Below are 18,877 nucleotides of genomic sequence, written 5' to 3' on the forward strand. Positions count from 1 at the left end.
TCTGATGATCGGCGACCTTATCGCGCTGCAATTCGGCTCGTCGAGGAACTGGCCGCTTGGTTCGGCTTTCTCGATCGTTCTCATGGTCATCATCATGATCGCCCTTCTCATCCAGATCCGTCGTTCGGGGCAGGTGCGGCATGGTTGATCTCCCGACCTACGGCACCATCGACGTCAAGCGCCAGACCGGTTTCAGCTTCATTGCGGCCGTAACGATAGTGGCGCTCTATCTCCCGATCCTCATCGTGCTGCTGTTCTCGTTCAACAATTCCACCAGCATCGGCGCGTCGTGGCAGGGCTTTTCCATCCGCTGGTATGTGTCGCTGCTCGACAATGGCGGCTTCTTCGACGCCGCCATCCTGTCGATCGTCATCGCCGTGTCGGCGACCGTCATGGCGACGGTGGTCGCCACGGCTGCGGCGCTGGCGACAACCCGCGTCAAACGTTGGAGAGGGCAGACGGCGACGGTCCTGACCATTACCTCGCCGCTGATTGTTCCGGAAATCGTCTCGGCGGTGTCGCTGCTCGCCTTCTTTTCCTTCGCTGCGCAGGCTTTTGGCATCAGCTTCGGCATTGCCAAGCTGATTGCCGCCCACACATCGTTCTGCATTCCCTTTGCCTATCTGCCGATCCGAGGTCGCCTCGAAGGCATGGACATCACGCTGGAGAATGCCGCGGCCGATCTTTACGCCAATCGCTGGCGGACATTCCGATACGTCACGCTGCCATTGCTTCTGCCCGGCATCATGTCCGGGGCGGCGCTCTCTTTCATCGTCTCCTTCGACGATTTCACCATCACCCAGCTGATCGCCGGGCCGGGGGAGACGACCCTGCCGCTGTTCATCTGGTCGCGCATCCGCAACACGGTAACGCCGGAGCTCAACGCTATGTGCACGTTGCTGCTGCTCGTCTCAATCGCGTTCATCGTCGTCTCTTTCATCTTCACCAAGAAAAGCCAGGACGAGGAATCCTGAAACCAAAAAGGGGAATACCGAAATGAAGAAGATAGCCTTGTTTGCGTTTTCAGCACTGCTGGCTTCGTCGACCAGCGCCTTTGCTGCGGGCGAGCTGCATATCTACAATTGGGGCAACTACACCAATCCCAAGCTGATCGAGAAATTCGAGAAGGCTTACGGTGTGAAGGTCACGCTCGACACCTATGATTCCAATGAGTCGATGATGGCCAAGATCAAGGCCGGCGGATCGGGCTATGATATTGTCGTTCCGTCCGACTATGCGGTCAAGATCATGGCGGACGAGGGTCTCCTGGAAAAGACCGAACCGGACCAGATGTCCAACTTCAAGAACATGAAGCCGGACCTGGTTCACCTCTATTACGATGATGGGCGTCACTACTCGGTTCCGTGGCAGGTCGGCATCACCTCTTTCTCGGTCGATACGACCGTCTACAAAGGTGACATCGACACTTGGGCCGTTCTTTTCGACCCGCCGGCCGAACTCAAGGGCCGCATCAACATCCTCGACGACATGGTGACCGTCATCCACGCCGTCGAACTTTACAAGGGCTTTCCGCGCTGCACATCCGATAAGGCGCAGTTGAAAGAGGTCAGCAAAATCCTCAACGCCGCAAAGCCGAGCTGGCGCACATTCAGCTACGACGCACCGACGCTGCTCTCCTCCAAGGATGTCGATGCCTCGATGATCTGGGACGGCGCAGGGATCCGGGCACGCGCCAATCGCGCAACGTTGAAATTTGCCTTCCCGAAGGAAGGCGCCGGAGGCTTCGTCGACAATGTCACAGTGCTCAAGGGTGCGGCAAACCTGGAAAACGCCAAGCTGTTCCAGAATTTCGTCATGGAACCGGAAAATGCCGCGCTGATTTCCGACTTTGCCACCTACAACAATGGCATTGTCGGTTCGGAAAAGTTCATGTCCAAGGATATCAGCAACGCGCCGGAACTGCATGCGCCAGCGTCGATGAAAATCAGCTTCGACCCGCCGTGCCCGCCTGAGGTCATCGACATCTACAACAAGATCTGGACCAATCTGCGCAAATAGCCCGCGGAACATCGCCTGAAGCAACGGGCGACGGTAGTGCCGTCGCCCGCCCAGTGACCTATTTCATGGAAGCGAGATCATGGCCGAAATAGCCGACATCATCATCACCAATGGCAAGGTCATCACCATGGATGACGCCGTGCCACGTGCCGAAGCCATTGTGCTCAGGGGCAACAAAATCGTCTTCGTCGGATCGGCGGACGCGGCAAAGACCCATGCCGGGGCGGCGACACGCATAGTCGATGCTCGTGGCGCCACGGTCATGCCCGGTTTCAACGAATCGCACATGCATATTTTCGGCGGCTCGCTGAGCCTGACCCAGCTCCCGCTTTCGGGCGTCCATGGGCGCGAACAGCTCAAGGCGCTGGTGGATGCCTATGCCGCAGAACATCCCGACCTGCCGCTGCTCGTCGGGCAAGGGGCGGATTATGTGCTTGTCGGCTCCCATGGTGTGCCGCGGCAGACACTGGACGCCATCGTCTCGGATCGGCCGCTTATTATCCAGGCCGCCGATTATCACACCGCCTGGGCCAACACCGCAGCGCTTCAAGCCGCTGGCATTCTCGGCGGCAAGAAGCTCAGCGTCGGCAACGAAATCGTCATGGGCGCAGACGGTCTTGCCACAGGCGAACTGAGGGAGAGCGAGGCCATCGGGCCGGTGCTGGACCTGGGCGCGAGCGGCGGCCGCGAACGTTTCGGCGTAGCCACCGGCGGTGACCCCGATGGTGTGACGACGGACCAAAAGGCGAGCGATGCCGCACTCTTCAAGCGCGGTCTCGCCTATTGCGCCTCGATGGGCATAACCTCGTTCCAGAACATGGATGGCAGCCTCTATCAGCTCGAACTGCTCGACGAGATCGAAGCAGGCGAGGGGTTGCCCGTGCGGGTGCGCATGCCCTTCCACATGAAGAATTTCATGCCGCTGAGCGACCTGGTAGACAAAGCGGATGCTTGGCACCGCCGTTACGACACTGATCGTCTTCGCTGCGATTTCGTCAAGATATTTGCCGACGGCGTGGTCGAATCCGGTACGGCCTTTATGGTCGACGGCTATGGCGACAATTCCGACGAAAACGGCGATCCACTGTTCACCGACGAGCAGTTCCACGCCATTGCGGCGGAAGCCGACCGTCTCGGCCTGCAGATTGCGGTTCACGCCATCGGCAGCGCCGCCGTGCGGCAGGTGCTCGACGCTTATGAGGGTGCGATCGCGCGCAATGGCCAGCGCGACAGCCGCCATCGCATCGAACATATCGAGACGATCGAAGCCGAAGACCTGCCGCGTCTGAGCGCACTCGGCGTTGTCGGCTCGATGCAGCCGACACATCCGCCCGGCGCCCGAGCGATGCCGCTCGAACCCTATCTCAGCCGAATCGGCGAAAAGCGCTGGCCCCTGGCCTTTGCCTGGCGGGTAATCGCAGAAACCGGCGTGCCGCTTGTCTTCGGCACCGACTGGCCGGTCACAGGTCTCAACCCGCTTGCCTGTATCCAGGACGCGATGACGCGCAAGCCCTGGAAGGAGGGGCTCCCGGACCAGAGACTGACCTTGACGGAGGTCCTCAAAGCCTACACCAGCAACGGTGCCTGGGTCGAATTCATGGAGGACCGGAAGGGCGTTCTCAAACCCGGCTATCTCGCCGACATCGTCGTGCTCGATGACGATATCGAGCGTGCAGCAAGCGAAGCGATCGGCCGGATCAAGCCGGTTCTGACGATCTGCGACGGCAAGGTCAGCTATCAGGCCTGACGCATTCAATTGCGGTCATCTTACAGTGCATGCCCGGGCATCCGCAGGTCTTCGATAGCTTGGAAACCCAAAAACGATACTTGGCATCGGTTCAGCTTCCATCGATTGCGCCAACCAAATGCGGGCTCCCCGATCCGAGCCCGCTCCCCTCGACCATAAAGCCGGTGGACGAGATCCGGCTGCCTGTTGCGAGGCTCGACAGCGTCGCCGTTGCAAATTATCTATGAAACATGACGATCGCATCAGAAGAGACAATCGCCAATCGCATCAGCCGCGTTCTCGCCGACCGCATCATCACCGGTGTGCTGGAGCCTGGCAGCAAGCTGAGGCAGGACCATATTGCCGATGAGTTCGGCACCAGCCATGTTCCGGTGCGCGAGGCGTTCCGTCGCCTCGAGGCGCAGGGTTTGGCGGTGAGCGAGGCGCGCCGCGGCGTGCGGGTTGCATCTTTTTCGTTCGCCGAGGTACAGGAAGTCGCGCGCATGCGTTCGGTGCTGGAGGCGCTGGCGCTGCGCCACGCCGCACCGCATTTGACGCCGCATATCCTGGATCAGGCGGAGGCGGCCATGCTCGCCTGCGATGTCGCGGTTGATATCCGCCTGTGGGACGAGGCGAATCGCCGGTTCCACAGGCTGCTGCTTGCGCCCTGCGACATGCCGCGGCTGCTGACCGCGATCGATGATCTGCACATGGTGGGATCACGGTTTTTGTTCGCGAGCGGGCCTGGCGGATGGTTGCCGCGGCTCGATGCCGACCATCACGCCATTCTCGATCATCTGCGCAAAGGCCGGATCGACCAGGCTGTCGTCGTATTGGAACGGCATGTGCAGAGAATCGGCCAGAAGCCCATACAATATGCTTCGGGCGCGACGGGCGCGGCGTTTGCGATCGAGGGCTGAGCGTGACGCTGAGCCGTATTTCTGATTCTTCTGAAAAACAGAGCTGAATTCGCGGGTTCGATGGTTCGATGATCGCGCACGCCATGGTGCGCAGTCCTTGGCCGGCGCATTGGCAAGCCCGTGGCATAACGCAATTTTCTCCCTATGGTTGTGACGGCAATTCATTTTCCCTGTGGGGGTTATTGCAAAATTCTGCACGGCGTCAAATTATAGATAAAAATGAATTCTATCTATTTATCTATATAGGAGAGCCTTCATGTTGGTGGAATCGGCAGCGGGGAATGAGGGATTTGTCGAGACGCAGGCGGCTAGCATGCCGCTTTCACCTGGGGATGCCAGAACTATCTATAATTTGCCGTTCAACGATCTTCTCTTCCGTGCTCAGCAGGTGCATCGGACCCATTTCGATCCGAACGCCATCCAGATGAGCCGGCTCCTATCGATCAAGACTGGCGGCTGCGCCGAGGATTGCGGCTATTGCAGCCAATCCGCCCACTACCCGACAGGTTTGAAGGCCTCGAAGCTGATGGAGGTAGAGCGCGTGCTGACCGAAGCGCGCAAGGCCAAGGAGGGTGGGGCGACGCGCTATTGCATGGGCGCTGCCTGGCGCAATCCCAAGGACCGCGACATGGAGGCTCTGGTCGCCATGGTCGAAGGCGTCAAGGCGCTCGGGATGGAAACCTGCATGACGCTCGGCATGCTGACCCCCGAGCAGTCCGGGACGCTCGCCGATGCCGGCCTCGATTACTACAATCACAATGTCGATACGTCCGAGCGCTATTATTCGGAGATCATCACCACCCGCACCTTCGCGGACCGRCTGGAGACGCTGTCCAATGTCCGCGACGCCGGCATCAAGGTCTGCGCCGGCGGCATTCTCGGCATGGGCGAGACGGTCGACGACCGCATTTCGATGCTGGTGACGCTCGCCAACCTGCCGGTCCCGCCGGAAAGCGTGCCGATCAATATGCTGATCCCGATCCCGGGTTCGAAGCTGGCTGACGCAGCCCCGGTCGATCCGATCGATTTCGTCCGCACCATCGCTTTGGCGCGCATCCTGATGCCGCACTCGCATGTGCGCCTGTCGGCTGGCCGAACGGATATGAGCGACGAGATGCAGGCCCTTTGTTTCTTTGCCGGCGCCAATTCCATCTTCGTTGGCGACACGCTGCTGACGGCAGACAATCCCGGGGAGGATCATGACGCTGCACTGTTCCGCCGGCTGGGCCTGAAGCCGATGCAGTTGGAACCGGCCTCTTGAGTTCGCCGGCTTTTGCCCGCTACGAGGCCACGCTCGCCGGCCTCGCGCGCAGGTCGCGGCTCCGCGAACTCACGCCCCAGCAAGGCTTGGATTTCACCTCCAATGACTATCTCGGCCTTGCCAGTGCGCCGCGGCTGAAAGCGGCGATAGCGGCGGCGCTGGATAGAGGCGTGCCCGCCGGCGCCGGCGGCTCGCGGCTGTTGCGCGGCAGTCACAGGGAACACGAGGCGCTCGAAGCAGAAGCGGCGGCATTCTTCGGAGCCGAGAGAGCTCTTTATTTCAGCAGCGGATTTACCGCCAATGTCGCGCTCTTCTCTTCCCTGCCGCAACGCGACGACCTGATCGTCCATGATGCGCTGATCCATGCCAGTGCCCATGACGGCATAGCTCAGAGCAAGGCGGAGGCGGTTGCCGCGCCGCATAACCAGGTTGACGCCTTTGATCAGGCGATCCGCCGCTGGCGGCAGGCCGGCGGCAAGGGTCATCCCTGGATCGCCGTCGAGAGCCTCTATTCGATGGATGGCGACCAGGCGCCCGTGCTTGAACTTGCGGACCTTGCCGACCGGCATGACGGTTTTCTCGTCGTGGATGAAGCGCATGCCACAGGCATATTTGGTGCCGGAGGCCGCGGCCTTGCCGCCGGGCTCGAGAACCGCGGCAATGTGCTGGTGCTGCACACCTGCGGCAAAGCGCTTGGCGTGTCGGGTGCGCTTCTAGGCCTGCCTGCGACGCTCGCGAGCTTTCTGATTAACCGCGCCCGCAATTTCATCTATTCGACGGCGCCATCGCCATTGATGGCGACGGGCGTGCGTGAGGCCCTGCGCATGATCTCCGACGAGCCCGAGCGGCGTGCACGCCTGGAGAGCTTGAGGAATTTGGCGGGCGAACAGCTGCAGTCACGGCTGGGCATTGAACCCAGCGGCTCGCAGATCCTGCCGGTGATGATCGGCGACAATGCCCGTTCGCTGCGCATCGCCGACCGTATGCGGGCCGGTGGTTTCGACCTGCGTGCGATCCGGCCACCGACCGTGCCGGACGGTACGGCACGGCTCAGGATATCCATCACACTCAATGTCGATGAAGGCCAGATTGCCGCCATGGTCGAGCACCTTGCAGCTGTTATCGAAGAGGAAAAGCCGTGATCCAACGATTTGTGGTCTCCGGCACCGATACGGGCATCGGCAAGACGATCTTTTCCGCTGCTCTGACTGGTGCCTTAGGCGGATATTACTGGAAGCCGGTCCAGTCCGGGCTCGATGACGAGACCGATAGCGAAACGGTCGCACGGCTCGGCGGCGTGGCGCGCCAACGTATCCTGCCGGAAACCTATCGCCTTTCGGCACCCGCTTCGCCGCATCTCTCGGCTCGGCTCGACGGAGTGATGATTGATCCGGAAAGGCTCATGCCGCCGGAAACCGACCGGCCGCTGGTGATCGAAGGGGCAGGGGGGCTTCTGGTGCCGCTTCGGGACGATCTGCTCTTCGCCGATGTCTTTGCCCGCTGGCAAATTCCGGTCATTCTGTGCGCCAGGACGTCGCTCGGCACGATCAATCACACGCTGCTGTCGCTCGAAGCGCTGAAGCATCGGGACATCCCGGTATTCGGCGTGGCCTTTATCGGCGATGAGAACCAGGAGACGCAGCGGATAATCGCAAAAATGGGCGGCGTCCGCTCGCTCGGCCGGTTGCCACGCATTCCGGATCTTAGTGCCGATGCACTCGGCCGGGCATTCCGGGAGAATTTCGATCTCACCGCTTTCGCGGAGGTGTCCGCATGAGCCGCTCGGCTGTCTGGCATCCCTTCACCCAGCACGCGCTCGAACCGGTGATGAAACGTATCGCAGCGACAGACGGCGCCTATCTGATCGAGGAGGATGGCAATCGTATCCTTGATGCCATTTCGTCCTGGTGGGTGATCACCCATCGTCACCGGCACCCCGTGATCATGCAAGCGATCCGCGCCGCGACTGAAGCCTTTGATCAGATCATCTTTGCCGAATATTCGCACGAACCGGCCGAACAGCTCGCGGAAGGACTGATCGGCCTCGCCCCATCCGGATTGAAGCATGTCTTCTATTCCGATAGCGGCTCGACCTCGGTCGAAGTGGCGCTGAAAATGGCGCTCGGTTATTTCCACAATCGCGGTGAGCCGCGCGACCGCATCGTCGTGATGGAGGCGAGCTATCACGGCGACACGATCGGCACCATGTCGACCGGCGAGCGCGGCGTCTTCAATGCTGCCTATGAACCGCTGCTGTTCGGCGTCGACCGGCTGCCGTTTCCCGAGGCAGGCCGCGAGCAGCAGACGCTCGACATGTTCGAAACATTCTGTCGTTCGGGTCGTGTGGCCGCCTTGATCATCGAGCCCTTGGTTCTCGGTGCCGGCGGGATGAAGATTTACGATGCCGGCGTCCTTGCCGGGCTCAGGGAGATCGCAACCCGCCACGGCTGCCTGTTCATCGCCGATGAAGTGATGACTGGCTGGGGCCGGACGGGGACGATGTTTGCCTGCGAGCAGGCGAACATCTCGCCCGATATCCTCTGCACCTCCAAGGGTCTCACCGGCGGCGCTGTGCCGCTCGCAGCAACGCTGTGCACCGGCGATATCTTCGACGCGCACCTCTCGACCGATCGGCGCAAGACGTTCTTCCATTCGAGCTCCTACACGGCCAATCCGATCGCCTGTGCGGCGGCGGTTGCCAATCTGCAGATCTGGCGCAGCGAACCGGTCGTCGAGCGGATACGAAATCTCGAAGCGCTGCACCGGCAGAATCTTGAGCGATTTGAAGGCGACGCGCGCTTTGCCAACATCCGGCAGGCCGGAACGATTGCTGCGCTCGATCTTGTCGTGCCGGCCGGCGGCTATCTGGCCGAGGTCGGACCTCGCATGCGGCGGCTGTTTCGCGAGCGCGGATTTCTCATCCGTCCGCTCGGCAACGTCATTTACCTGATGCCGCCCTATTGCCTGACCGCCGACGAACTTGGCCGCGCTTATGACGCCATCTACGAGGTGGCATCCATCGTCCTGGGGGCGCCCTGACGATGCAAACCTGGTCTTCCCGCATGATCGGCTTCGGCCATGCCGTGCCGGCGCGGCGCGTCGACAATGCCGAGATCGAGGCGAGCCTTGGGCTCGAACATGGTTGGATCGAACGACGGACCGGCATCCGGGCGCGTCACTGGGCGGGAGATGGGGAGACGCTGAGCGGCCTTGCCGCCGAGGCCGGGCGAATGGCACTCGACGATGCGGGTGTCGCTCATGACGAGATTGCCTTGACGCTGCTGGCAACCTCGACCCCGGACCATCTGCTTCCGCCTTCGGCGCCCTTGCTCGCCCACCGGCTGGGCCTGGAAAAATCCGGTGCGATCGATCTCGCAGGCGCCTGTTCGGGCTTTCTCTATGCACTCACCCTCGCGGACGGCTTTGTTCGCGCCCAGGGACGCGCGGTTCTCGTGGTCGCCGCTAACATTCTCAGCCGGCGTATCAATCCCGCAGAGAGGGCCAGTGCGGTCCTCTTCGCCGATGCCGCGGGCGCTGTCGTGCTCGCACCCAGCCGCGACCGCCAACGCGGTCTTCTTGCTGCTGAACTTGCCTCCGATGGCGGCGGCTATGATCTGATCCATATACCGGCGGGGGGCAGCAATCGGCCTTTTTCGCATGATATCCCGGCCGAGGATTTCCTGATGACGATGCGGGATGGCCGAGAGGTGTTTTCGCGGGCTGTCGAGCTCATGACCAGGACATCGCAAAGGGTGCTCGATCAGGCGGAAATCGCCATCGGGCAGGTCGATCGGTTCGTCCCGCATCAGGCCAATGCACGCATGTTCGACGCCGTGTGCTGCAATCTCGGCATCGATCCGGCAAGAACGGTGCGGACGATCGAAACCTTCGGCAATTCCTCCGCTGCCACCATCCCGCTTTCGCTTTCCGTCGCCAGGAGCGGGCGGCCATTCGCGGAGGGCGAGACGCTGCTACTGACCGCCGCAGGGGCCGGTTTGACGGGTGGTGCTGTGGTCTATCGAGTCTAGCCGTTGCCGGCAGTCTCCGCTGCAAAGGCGTGCACCCGGTATGAATGTTATCCGAACCGTTCCTGCAAAGACGGCGTCCGATCATCCGCCCGCTCACAAAAATCCATCCCGATATCGAGCGTTGGCGCACTGTGCGTACACCAGCCGACCGAGATCAGGTCGACGCCGGAAGTAGCGATGGCGACGGCGGAGGCCTTGGTCACGCGGCCGGAGGCCTCGGTGATCGCGCGGCCGCCGACCATGTCGACAGCCTTTCGCAATATGCCGGGGCTCATATTGTCGAGCAGCACCGCATCGACGCCGATCGCCAGCACTTCAGCCAATTGTTCGAGCGTATCCACTTCAACCTCGACCTTGACCATGTGACCGGCATTGTTCCTGGCGCGGCGGATCGCTTCGGCAATGCTGCCGACGATGGCGATATGATTGTCTTTGATCAGTACGGCGTCATGGAGTGCGAAGCGATGATTCATGCCGCCGCCGGCGCGGACGGCATATTTTTCGAGCGCCCGGAGACCTGGGGTCGTCTTGCGCGTACAAACGATCTGGGCCTTGGTCCCTTTGACGGCACCGACCAGGCCAGCCGTGGTCGTGGCTATGCCTGAGAGATGGCCAAGGAAGTTGAGCGCCGTCCGTTCGGCCGTCAGCAATCCGCGAGACGGACCCGAGATCGTCGCGATCACATCCCTGGGCCTTAGCGCGGCGCCGTCCTGCATATGGGATTCGAAGCGGATAGCCGGATCGACAAGCTCGAAGGCGAGCTGGGCGACGGAGAGGCCTGCAAGCGTGCCGGCCTCCCGGGCAGCGAGGACAACGGTCGACGTGGCGTCGAGCGGAATGACTGCGTTCGACGTGATGTCGCCGGCGAGACCGAGGTCTTCGAGGAGGGCCGCACGCACGATCGGCTCGACAATTAGGCGATGGGGAGAGGACAGGTTCATATCAGGCGCTCCGGGCAAGGATGTTGGGTCGATTGGCGTTGGTGGTGTCGAGGGCTTCCGCAAGCGTCATTTGCTGTCGACTTGGCACGATGGCTGTTGCCGGGAAGTCCGTGCGGGCATGGGCACCACGTGATTCGCGGCGCTGATGGGCGAAGACTGCAATAAGCAGCGCCACGAGGGCGGGATCGCTGCCGGCGCCATCCGTGCTTACGAGTGGCGTCAACTGCTCGATTGCCTCCACGAGGCCCTTTTCATTGCGGAGTAGTCCGAGATGCCGGCTCGCGATCGCGCGTGCGGCGACAAGACCGGATGGAGGCGGTAGGTTGATCGCCGCCTTGTTCGGTGCTTGGCGGCCAGTGGTTCCGCCAATATCGAGAGCGGCGCGTTCGGCCATGACCACAGCTTCGAGCAGCGAATTGCTGGCTAGCCGATTTGCGCCATGCAGGCCTGTGCAGGCCGCTTCACCGACGACCCAAAGGCCGGGGATGGTGCTGCGCCCATCAAGGTCGGTGGCGACGCCTCCCATGTGATAGTGAGCGGCAGGGCATACCGGGATCGGCGTGGTCGCGGGGTCGATGCCGGCTTGTCGACAAAGGCGGTCGATCGCCGGAAAGCGGATTCGAAAACGCGAACCCAGCGCGGATCGCGCGTCGAGGAAAACACGGCCGCCGCGATCGAACTCAGTGCTGATGGCGCGGGCGACGACGTCCCTTGGTGCGAGTTCTGCACCGTCTGTCGCCTGCATGAAACGCTGGCCACGTTCGTTGAGAAGGACAGCACCTTCGCCGCGCACGGCTTCACTCACCAGCGGTAGCGGCATCTGGTCAGTGTCGAGCGCCGTGGGATGAAATTGCACGAACTCCATGTCAGCAAAGGCGGCACCGGCCCGGGCGGCAAGCGAGATACCCTGGCCGAAATTGCCGGCAGGATTGGTCGTGGCGCGATAAAGCCCGCCTATGCCCCCGGTTGCCAGCACGATGCGGCGTGCGGAAAGCGTGACAGCAGTGCCTTTGCGTCCGCAGACGATGCCGGAGATGCCATGCGCATCGACCATCAGACGGCGTGCCTCACAACGTTCCAGCACCATGATTGATGGCGTCTGCCGAACCGCCTTGACGAGAGCCTTGACGATCGCCGCTCCCGAGCCATCGCCCTGGGCGTGGACGATACGGCGTCGGCCATGGGCAGCCTCCAGTCCCAGCATCAACCTGCCATTCGCATCGCTGTCGAAAAGGACACCATAACGCTCCAGCACTTCGATGGCGTGGGGCGCCGCGGAGATGATTGCGCGCACGGTACGCTCGTCGCATAGGCCGTTTCCGGCGGCCAAGGTGTCGGCGATATGGAGTTCGATGTCGTCATCCTCGCCGAGGCTCGCGGCAATGCCGCCCTGTGCCCAGGCACTCGAGGATTCCTGGCCGAGCGAAGCACGGGTCACGAGCACGACCGGCATTGGTGCGAGCGAGAGCGCCGTCACCAGTCCGGCGATGCCGCTGCCGATGATAACGCATTCATGCGTCTGGGGAAGGTTGGTCATATTGCCAGCATCCTTTCCACAGCGCGGCGTGCCGGAGCGGCAATAGCGGGGTCGATGGTCACTTCGTGGCGGTTTTCCTCCAGCGCCTTGCGGATATTGCCGAGCGTGATCCGCTTCATATGCGGGCAGAGATTGCAAGGCCTGATGAAATCGACATCGGGATGATGGACGGCGATATTGTCGCTCATCGAACATTCGGTAAGCAGCACCACCCGCGCCGGGCGCTCGCGGGCGACAAAGTCCGACATGACCGCGGTCGAGCCGGAAAAATCGGCGGCCTTCACCACATCCGGCGGGCATTCCGGATGCGCGAGCACCACTATGCCTGGATGGCTTTCCCGTATCTGCCGGATGTCCTCGGCATCGAAGAGTTCATGCACCTCGCAATGGCCATGCCAGGCGATGATCTCGACAGCGGTGTCGCGGGCCACATTGCGGGCCAGATATTCGTCCGGCAGCATCAGCACGCGGGGAACGCCGAGCGACTCGACGACTTCCTTTGCATTGCCCGAGGTGCAGCAGATGTCGGACGCGGCTTTCACTGCCGCAGACGTGTTGACGTAGGTCACCACAGGCACACCCGGATGGGCCTGCCGCAGCAGCGCGATATCTTCAGGCGTGATCGAATCGGCAAGCGAGCATCCGGCTTCGAGGTCGGGGATCAGCACGGTCTTGCCCGGGTTGAGAAGCTTGGCGGTCTCGGCCATGAAATGCACGCCGGCCAATACGATGACGTCCGCCTCGACCTGCATGGCCTTGCGGGCGAGTGCCAGGCTATCGCCAACGATGTCGGCCACCCCATGGAAGATCTCGGGCACCTGGTAATTGTGCGCGAGAATGACCGCGTTGCGTTTGCATTTCAGGTCGAGGATGGCCGCGATGTCCTCTTCGTGAAACATCCATTCGGCCTTGGGAACGACACGGCTGACTCGGTCGTAGAGCGAAGACAGTGAAACTGCGGGTGACATATGCGCCTCCTATATACTCAGATTGAGTATTAGTCGGACAGAGACATATTCTCGATTTGAGAATATGTCAAACTCGCGAAAGTGGTAATTTAGTTCCAGCGAATTCGCGTTCTTCCCGCACGCTGCGCCTGAAGCGGAACAGCTTGGCTGGCCGGCCGCCCGTCTCGCTTTCGCTCTCGCCGGTTTCCTCGACGAGATCATGCTGTTCGATCAACCGGCGGAAGTTGGGTTTGTAGAGCGTCAGCCCTGCCAGGGCTTCGACGGTACGCTGCAATTGCAGCAGGGTGAACTGGCTGGGCATCAGTTCGAACACGACCGGCCGGTATTTGATCTTCGCACGGAGCCTTGCAATAGCCGTCGCCAGGATGCGCCGGTGATCGCCCGCCATGGCGCGGCCGAAGGTCGTTTGGCCGAGGCCCGGATCCTCCCCGATAGCTTTGGCTTCATAGAGCAGTTCGTAACGCTGGAGGACGAGATCCTCATTCCACTGCGCATCCGCGCCGCCGAAAGCGATCGCTATCCTGCGCTTGCGCTCGTCGGATTTCGCTGCCGGACTGTCCGCCGCCCAGTGCTGGAGACGGTCGAGCAAATCGACCAAGATGGCCGGCCGGCCGTTTCGATGGTCTTCCCAGGGGAGGTAGTCGTACCAGCCTCGCCAATGCCCACGGCCCGGTTCGGTCTGTTCGCGCATCAGGCCGAGATAGCTGATCGAGATCGTGCGGCCCGCGCCGGCACCGTCCGTCCTGTCGCGGTCGGCAAATGTGTAGAGCTGCTCCAGGAAGCCGGGTGCCTGGCCCGTCTGTTCCTCCACCCATTCGCGCAGCCCATGCTGCAGCGAACGGTGGCCGGTCTCGAACGGGCCGGAGGGCAGGGCGTTGCCGGCGTCAATGGTCATGACGCGCGGCTGACCGTCGGTCACGGCTGCAAGGACGGCGATGAGTTCGGCGTGGATCGAAGATGTCGTCATAAAACGTTCGTGTGCAAACAATCTCGACCGCTTGTAGCACAGGTTCTGGTCCGCAGGGAAACCGCGAAATCAAACAGGCAATGGCGGTTCAGACGAATTTGTCGCGGCGCTGTCGCCCGCCTTTGATCATCAGTAGCCGGCTTTCATGATCGCCCGCTCGCCGCGAAGGTGTCGTGCGGCGGCGTCCTTCTGATCTTTCCTGAGCCGCCCATTGGCGATGAATTTGACCAGCCATGGAATGCGTTTCACCTTTCGTGACGCGCTCTGCGCCAGCACGAAGCTTTCGGCGCATTTCTCGAGAATCTCGACATTGGCCGTGAGCCGTGCGAGCCCCATGCCGAGGCAGAGCGAGACATCGTCGAGCGTATAGGCATTGGCGCCGCTGGACAGGGCCACGATCGGCCTGTCGTCGGTCGAGAGCATGGACAGGCGCGATACTTCAACGCCGAGATGGCGGACCTGTTCGTCGAAGACAGCCGGGAGCGACAGGCCGAGACCGGCGAGCGCCCCAGTCCAGGGCAGTGCGCCCGAAGCGATGGCGCCGACATCCGGTCGAACGGCGTAGATGCGGTGGTGCAAGCCGGAGGGCAGATCCCGCAGATTGACCCAGCGGAATGCCATCGTGGCACCCGGCGGGGCGATCGTGACTGCGACGAAGGCATCCTGTTCGGGGATGCGCTGCGAGAGCGTATCGCCCGGCTGCAAAAAACCTTTGCCGGCTAAGCGAATGGCCGCCTGCCCGAGCGCATCCTCGATTGCCCTGTTGTCCGCAGTCATGTCACACCAACTTGAAGACGGATTCGAAGCGGTTCAGCGCATCGTCGATCACCTCGTCGGTATCGGCCATGCTCGTATAGATGCGGCTGCCGGCAAGTGTCAGGATGCCATGCGCGAGATAGGCCGCGCCCATCTCCTCCATCAGGTGCCGGCGGGCATTGACTTCACGCATCAGCTTGATCGGGTTGCGCATGCTCATCAGCAGCACCGCCGAGGTCTGGAGATGGACGATCGAGCCCATATTGTAGACGACATAGGGCAGGCCGAGCCGGGTCATGATCTCCTTCAGCCCTTTGGCCAAGCGGTCGCCGGCGCGGCCGGCGATGACAGGGGCATTGGTCCGCGCCATTTCTTCGATCGCGTGATAGCCCGCGACGCAGGAGAGCGGATTGGCAGAGAGCGTGCCGCCGACGAAGGCGCGCTTCTTCGACGTGCCGATGCCGCCGACCAGCGTCATCATGATGTCCTTCTGCCCGCCAATCCCGCCTGCCATCAGATAGCCGCCGGTGATGCATTTGCCGAAGACAGTCAGGTCCGGCCGCACGTTGAAATAGCCCTGGGCGCCGCCCATGCCGACACGGAAACCGGTCACGACCTCGTCGAAGATCAGGAGCGCGCCGAACTCGTCGCAGAGTTTCCGCACCTCGGCATTGTACTCCGGCGTCACCGGCCGCGTACCGCTTTCCGGGCCGAGCGGCTCGACGATGACGGCCGCGGTGCCGCCGCGGAGGCGATTGAGCAGCAGCTTGCGGCGCAGCGTCGAAAGCTCGTTGGGGAAGACTTCCTGCGTGTGGCCGGTTGCGCCGCGCGGAATGCCGATCGCCTCGCGCCGGCCGGTGCCTGGTACGCGCATGCCATAGACCATCTGGTCGCTCCAGCCGTGATAGCCGCCGCCGACCTTGATCACCCATTTCTTGCCGGTATGGGCACGGGCGAGGCGGATCGCGCCCATCACGGCCTCGGTACCGGAGCCGAGCATGCGGAACATCTCGATGCCAGGCATATGGTGGCGGATGAGTTCGGCGAGCTTGATCTCATATTCGTGCAGCAGGCCGGTGACCGGGCCGCATTCGTCGATCACCCGATGCGCTTTCTCACGCACCGGCAGGTAGTTCGAGCCAAGCAGCGTCGGCCCGCCCGCCTGAAGGAAGTCGATATAGCGGTTGCCGTCGGCATCCCACATATAGGGGCCGTCGACCTTGGTCGCAGCGATCGGGAAAGGATGATTGAAGGCGAGATTATGCTGCACACCGCCGGGAATCACCTCCTCGGCCCGCTTTGCCCAGGCCTTGGACGTCTGGCATTTTTGCTCGAAATATTCGAGGACGCCGGGCATCGCATCCTTGCGGATGCCGCGCGGGGGCAGTTTCAACAGCGCATTCAACCGGTCCATCAGGTCCTTGTTGTCGGGCCATTGGCTGATCGCATAGGCAGGTTCGGCGGGGCGTGGTGTCATGTTCATGTCTCAGGCTCCTGAATTCACGGCCTTGTCCAGCGTCGCGGCAATCATATGCCGGAGCGCGACGGCCGGGCCGTTCTGGTCGATGCGTGTCCGCAGATGGATGGCGGCGGCGGCCTCGATGCGGCTGGCCATTGCGGCTGCATCATCGAGGTTCGTCGTGGTGTAGATGACGCCGTGGCTGGCGAGCAGATAGGCGTAGATATCTTGTCTCAGGGACTTGCCCAGCGCTTTGACCAGCATGCTGGTGCCCGATGGGCGGTAGGGGACGAGCCCGATATGACGGCCGAACTCGGACGGGCTGCCGACCGGCCATAGCAGGGTTTCGTGCAACAGGGCGACGGCGCTGGCGATCGGCTGGTGGGTATGGATGCTGGCACGCCGGTCGAGATAGGCCGTCAGCATGCGCTGATGCAGGCCTTTCTCGACTGAGGGCTTCCTGTCGCCTTCGACCTGCTCCAGCGTGTCGAGCCGCAGGATGACGATATCCTCGGCCTGCATCGTCTCGTAATCCGTTGCGGTCGGCGTCACGGCAAAAAGCCGGTCATCCAGCTTGAGCCCGATATTGCCGCCGGTACCGGCGAAATAGCCATGCGCGGCGAAATGGCGGCACATGTCGGCGACTGCTTGCCGTTCGGTCCGGAAACTAGCCATAGGCCCTCTCATTGCCGCCATTGAGGCGCCGGTAGAGCGGTGCGAGCCGCTTGTGGAGTTCGGTGAAGGTGCCGAACAGGTCATCGTAGAGCTGCCGGTTGGCGCGGTCCGGCTCGTAGCGGCGTTCGACCTCGACGAGGCCGGGCACATCCTCGAAACGAAGCAGGCCGAGGCCGACGGCACCGATGAACGCAGCCCCACGGGCATTGGCTTTCACCGGATCACGGAGCTGCCGAATGCGGACATCGAGGACATCGGCGAAGATCTGGCACCAGGCATCCGACATCGCCCCGCCGCCAATCATGGCGAGTTCCTCGATCCTGTGGCCGATGAAGCCGGCGACCGGCTTCATCATCCAGCGTGTGTTGAGCGCCACACCCTCGAAGACGGCACGGACCAGCGTCTCGCGATTGTGCTGCATGCTCAGATTGAAGATGCCTGCCCTGAGCGAACGATCATCGACCGGGGAGCGCTCTCCGAACAGCCAGGGCAGGTAGATCGCCCCCTCGGCGCCCGCGGGCATGCGCGCGGCGATTTCGTCAAGGATGCGATAGGTGTCGATCGAGGGCTCGGCATCGATTAGCCCGTCCTTGTGGAAGACAATGCGATCCTTGAGAAAAGCGATGTTGGAAGCTCCGCTCGATTGCATCGCCATCATCAGATATTTCGACGGCACGGCGCAAGGCACCGAAGCGATCTGGGTCAGGACATTGGTCTTCTTGAATGGCACATGCGCCGCGATCCAGGACGACGATCCCATGTAGAGATGGGCGTCACAATCGGCCTGCGTGCCGGCGCCGATGGCGGCCGCCGTGTTGTCGATCGCGCCGGCCACGACTGGTGTCGTCGCCGGCAGGCCGATTGCTTCGGCGACCGCGGGCAGCAGGGTGCCGATGACATCGGTGCAGCGAACGAGGTCGGGGAATTTATCCCTGTCGATGCCGCTCATCGCGATCAGGCCGTCATCGTAGCGGATATTGTCGACGTCCCGGTTGTCGGTCACCCAGGAGGTCAGGATTGAATCCTGCGTGGCGCAGAAGCGGCCGGTCAGGCGCAAGTTGAAGAAATCGAGCACATTGAGGAACTTGTAAGTCCGGGCATAGATCTCGGGAAAGGCATCACGGATCAGCAGCATGTGGCCTGCCGGGTCCTTCCCTGACAGCGCCGGCGCGCCACCGCAGAGCCGCAACCATTTCTGCAGCTTCAGCGCATCATAACCTGCAACCTTCAGGCCGCGCATTTCGCGCTTCAGATAGCGGGCGCCGCGCATGTCGAGCCAGATCACGGCATTCATCAGCGGCTTGCCGCTACGGTCGACGGCAATGGTGCCTTCGCCCTGGGTCGAGGTGCAGATGGCGGCGATGCTGGAGGCCGGGATGCTGCTTTCGCCGATCACCTCGCGGGCGGCCTCGATGAAGGCCGTCCACCAATCCTCTGGGTTCTGTTCGGCACCGATCCGGTCTACGACTTCGAGCCGGACGGGACGGAACGCCCAGCCGGCGAGCCTGCCCGTCAGCGAGACGAGCCCGACCTTGCAGCCGCTCGTGCCGAGATCGATCGCCAATATGTACGGGTCGGATGCCATCAGTTTCATAGTCTCCCAGGCAACGGGTCTAGCTG

17 protein-coding genes are annotated in these 18,877 nt (G+C 62.2%); 9 read left to right on the plus strand and 8 right to left on the minus strand.

Annotation, left to right across the window (positions count from 1 at the left end; translation table 11 throughout):
* Positions 1–140: 140 nt before the first annotated feature.
* The 9 genes from AC1D06_RS29620 (at position 141) to AC1D06_RS29660 (ending at position 9,954) form a co-directional block, all read left to right on the plus strand.
* Positions 141–974 (plus strand): ABC transporter permease, encoded by an 834-nt coding sequence (locus AC1D06_RS29620; RefSeq protein ID WP_477989481.1) that lies wholly within the window; start codon positions 141–143, stop codon positions 972–974.
* 22 nt (positions 975–996) lie between these two features.
* Positions 997–2,019 (plus strand): extracellular solute-binding protein, encoded by a 1,023-nt coding sequence (locus AC1D06_RS29625; RefSeq protein ID WP_477989482.1) that lies wholly within the window; start codon positions 997–999, stop codon positions 2,017–2,019.
* Between the two features lie 79 nt (positions 2,020–2,098).
* A complete protein-coding gene (locus AC1D06_RS29630; protein ID WP_477989484.1) occupies positions 2,099–3,766 on the plus strand; it encodes an amidohydrolase in 1,668 nt (555 codons plus the stop codon).
* A 230-nt stretch (positions 3,767–3,996) separates the two neighbouring features.
* Positions 3,997–4,665, plus strand: a complete 669-nt coding sequence (locus AC1D06_RS29635; RefSeq protein WP_477989485.1) for a GntR family transcriptional regulator — start codon at positions 3,997–3,999, stop codon at positions 4,663–4,665.
* Between the two features lie 313 nt (positions 4,666–4,978).
* On the plus strand, positions 4,979–5,926 hold the full coding sequence (gene bioB, locus AC1D06_RS29640; RefSeq protein WP_477989535.1) for a biotin synthase BioB: 948 nt from the start codon (positions 4,979–4,981) through the stop codon (positions 5,924–5,926).
* Positions 5,923–7,068: an 8-amino-7-oxononanoate synthase gene (locus AC1D06_RS29645; protein ID WP_477989487.1), complete on the plus strand. Its 1,146-nt coding sequence runs from the start codon at positions 5,923–5,925 to the stop codon at positions 7,066–7,068. The genes bioB and AC1D06_RS29645 overlap by 4 nt, the downstream gene beginning before the upstream one ends.
* Complete coding sequence (gene bioD, locus AC1D06_RS29650) at positions 7,065–7,703, plus strand: dethiobiotin synthase (RefSeq protein ID WP_477989489.1); 639 nt, start codon at positions 7,065–7,067, stop codon at positions 7,701–7,703. The genes AC1D06_RS29645 and bioD overlap by 4 nt, the downstream gene beginning before the upstream one ends.
* The gene (locus tag AC1D06_RS29655) at positions 7,700–8,965 is read left to right on the plus strand and encodes an adenosylmethionine--8-amino-7-oxononanoate transaminase (protein WP_477989491.1); all 1,266 of its coding nucleotides are present in this window, start codon (positions 7,700–7,702) and stop codon (positions 8,963–8,965) included. Before bioD ends, AC1D06_RS29655 begins: the two co-directional genes overlap by 4 nt.
* 2 nt (positions 8,966–8,967) lie before the next feature.
* On the plus strand, positions 8,968–9,954 hold the full coding sequence (locus tag AC1D06_RS29660; protein WP_477989493.1) for a beta-ketoacyl-ACP synthase III: 987 nt from the start codon (positions 8,968–8,970) through the stop codon (positions 9,952–9,954).
* A 47-nt stretch (positions 9,955–10,001) separates the two neighbouring features.
* On the opposite strand, the gene nadC is transcribed toward AC1D06_RS29660, so the two are convergent.
* The 8 genes from nadC to AC1D06_RS29700 form a co-directional block, all read right to left on the minus strand.
* Positions 10,002–10,895: a carboxylating nicotinate-nucleotide diphosphorylase gene (nadC, locus tag AC1D06_RS29665; protein ID WP_477876371.1), complete on the minus strand. Its 894-nt coding sequence runs from the start codon at positions 10,893–10,895 to the stop codon at positions 10,002–10,004.
* 1 nt (position 10,896) lies between these two features.
* Positions 10,897–12,432 carry an L-aspartate oxidase gene (locus AC1D06_RS29670; protein ID WP_477989495.1) on the minus strand — a complete coding sequence of 512 codons (1,536 nt, stop codon included), beginning with the start codon at positions 12,430–12,432 and terminating at the stop codon, positions 10,897–10,899.
* Positions 12,429–13,400, minus strand: a complete 972-nt coding sequence (gene nadA, locus AC1D06_RS29675) for a quinolinate synthase NadA (protein WP_477989497.1) — start codon at positions 13,398–13,400, stop codon at positions 12,429–12,431. Before nadA ends, AC1D06_RS29670 begins: the two co-directional genes overlap by 4 nt.
* Before the next feature lie 67 nt (positions 13,401–13,467).
* Positions 13,468–14,367 (minus strand): NUDIX hydrolase, encoded by a 900-nt coding sequence (locus AC1D06_RS29680; RefSeq protein ID WP_477989498.1) that lies wholly within the window; start codon positions 14,365–14,367, stop codon positions 13,468–13,470.
* 129 nt (positions 14,368–14,496) lie between these two features.
* Positions 14,497–15,144 carry a hypothetical protein gene (locus tag AC1D06_RS29685; protein ID WP_477989499.1) on the minus strand — a complete coding sequence of 216 codons (648 nt, stop codon included), beginning with the start codon at positions 15,142–15,144 and terminating at the stop codon, positions 14,497–14,499.
* Position 15,145: 1 nt separating this feature from the next.
* Positions 15,146–16,606 (minus strand): aspartate aminotransferase family protein, encoded by a 1,461-nt coding sequence (locus AC1D06_RS29690; protein WP_477989501.1) that lies wholly within the window; start codon positions 16,604–16,606, stop codon positions 15,146–15,148.
* 3 nt (positions 16,607–16,609) lie between these two features.
* Positions 16,610–17,257 carry a class II aldolase/adducin family protein gene (locus AC1D06_RS29695; protein ID WP_477989503.1) on the minus strand — a complete coding sequence of 216 codons (648 nt, stop codon included), beginning with the start codon at positions 17,255–17,257 and terminating at the stop codon, positions 16,610–16,612.
* Positions 17,250–18,842, minus strand: coding sequence for a xylulokinase (locus AC1D06_RS29700; RefSeq protein ID WP_477989505.1), 1,593 nt, complete (start codon positions 18,840–18,842; stop codon positions 17,250–17,252). Before AC1D06_RS29700 ends, AC1D06_RS29695 begins: the two co-directional genes overlap by 8 nt.
* Between the last annotated feature and the right edge of the window lie 35 nt (positions 18,843–18,877).

The organism is Rhizobium sp. P2_G2 (assembly GCF_056403555.1).

Coding starts and splice junctions, on each gene's coding strand:
- AC1D06_RS29685 (WP_477989499.1), bottom strand. CDS start 15,144: ATGACTGCGGACAACAGGGCAATCGAGGATGCGCTCGGGCAGGCGGCC.
- AC1D06_RS29700 (WP_477989505.1), bottom strand. CDS start 18,842: ATGGCATCCGACCCGTACATATTGGCGATCGATCTCGGCACGAGCGGC.
- AC1D06_RS29680 (WP_477989498.1), bottom strand. CDS start 14,367: ATGACGACATCTTCGATCCACGCCGAACTCATCGCCGTCCTTGCAGCC.
- AC1D06_RS29660 (WP_477989493.1), top strand. CDS start 8,968: ATGCAAACCTGGTCTTCCCGCATGATCGGCTTCGGCCATGCCGTGCCG.
- AC1D06_RS29655 (WP_477989491.1), top strand. CDS start 7,700: ATGAGCCGCTCGGCTGTCTGGCATCCCTTCACCCAGCACGCGCTCGAA.
- AC1D06_RS29630 (WP_477989484.1), top strand. CDS start 2,099: ATGGCCGAAATAGCCGACATCATCATCACCAATGGCAAGGTCATCACC.
- AC1D06_RS29635 (WP_477989485.1), top strand. CDS start 3,997: ATGACGATCGCATCAGAAGAGACAATCGCCAATCGCATCAGCCGCGTT.
- AC1D06_RS29690 (WP_477989501.1), bottom strand. CDS start 16,606: ATGAACATGACACCACGCCCCGCCGAACCTGCCTATGCGATCAGCCAA.
- AC1D06_RS29625 (WP_477989482.1), top strand. CDS start 997: ATGAAGAAGATAGCCTTGTTTGCGTTTTCAGCACTGCTGGCTTCGTCG.
- AC1D06_RS29670 (WP_477989495.1), bottom strand. CDS start 12,432: ATGACCAACCTTCCCCAGACGCATGAATGCGTTATCATCGGCAGCGGC.
- nadA (WP_477989497.1), bottom strand. CDS start 13,400: ATGTCACCCGCAGTTTCACTGTCTTCGCTCTACGACCGAGTCAGCCGT.
- AC1D06_RS29620 (WP_477989481.1), top strand. CDS start 141: ATGGTTGATCTCCCGACCTACGGCACCATCGACGTCAAGCGCCAGACC.
- AC1D06_RS29695 (WP_477989503.1), bottom strand. CDS start 17,257: ATGGCTAGTTTCCGGACCGAACGGCAAGCAGTCGCCGACATGTGCCGC.
- nadC (WP_477876371.1), bottom strand. CDS start 10,895: ATGAACCTGTCCTCTCCCCATCGCCTAATTGTCGAGCCGATCGTGCGT.